Here is a 970-nt window from a genome sequence, read left to right as displayed (position 1 = left end):
TCACTTTCTACGGCGATGCCGGAGGCAACATGTCCGGCCACGCCGAAGGCGGCAACGACAGTTTCGAAGCATTCAGAGGCTCCCCCGCCATTAAACCGCAGACCACTTTCTACGGCGACGCGGGCGGCAGCATGTCGGACCGTGCCCATGGCGGTGATGACACATTCAGCGCCAACGTGGCAAACTCCGACCTGATCTTCTACGGCGACGCGGGCGGCAACATGTCGGACCGTTGCGCGGGCGGCAACGATACGTTCACGACGACCGGCTTTGAGAACAACAACCATTTCTACGGCGACGCCGGAGGCAGCATGACCGGCCGGGCCGTGGGCGGCGATGACACCTTCACGGTGAGCGGCTTGAACCCCTTTAGTTTTTTCTACGGCGACGCCGGTGGCGACATGTCGGATCATACCCGGGGCGGCGATGACGCTTTCACGACGAGCGGCTTTGCCGCCGATTTCGTGAGCACCTTCTATGGTGACGCCGGGGGCAATATGTTTGGTCATGCCGCGGGCGGAAACGATGCCTTCACGGCCGGCGGAGGTCGAAACACCTTCTTCGGGGACGCCAGTGGAACCATGTCTGATGACGCCCAGGGCGGCAGCGACACTTTCATGGGTGGTGCGCCAGCGGGCACGCGCGGCATAAATTTGGCCTACGGCGACGCGCTGGCGATGTCCGGCAACGCTCAGGGTGGCAATGACACGTTAATCGCAGGTGATGATGCGACCCCGCAACCGGCCGGCACATTCGACAATACCCTGATCGGCGATGCACAGACCATGTCCGACTATGCCTGCGGCGGAAATGACAAGCTAGTCAGTGGTACTGGAAACGATGACATGTGGGGTGATGCGCAGTCCATTCTTGGCAAAGCGCGAGGCGGCAACGACACGTTCCGTTTCAATTTCAACAGCGGTCACGACAGGATCGAGGATTTTGGTCAGGGCGCACAAGGTGTGGCAGG

The 970-nt window shown here is 61.1% G+C and carries 1 protein-coding gene; it reads left to right on the top strand.

Going from position 1 to position 970, the window contains the following annotated elements:
* Positions 1 to 29: 29 nt before the first annotated feature.
* Positions 30 to 970, top strand: a 941-nt coding sequence (locus IVA74_RS22795; protein WP_247348301.1) for a calcium-binding protein, incomplete at its 3' end; no start/stop codon positions are given.

It is taken from the genome of Bradyrhizobium sp. 132 (genome assembly GCF_023074185.1).
In the GTDB taxonomy this organism is placed as follows: Bacteria; Pseudomonadota; Alphaproteobacteria; order Rhizobiales; family Xanthobacteraceae; genus Bradyrhizobium.
Note: the sequence above shows the minus strand (reverse complement) of the source record. Positions and strands in the feature narration are given on the sequence as shown.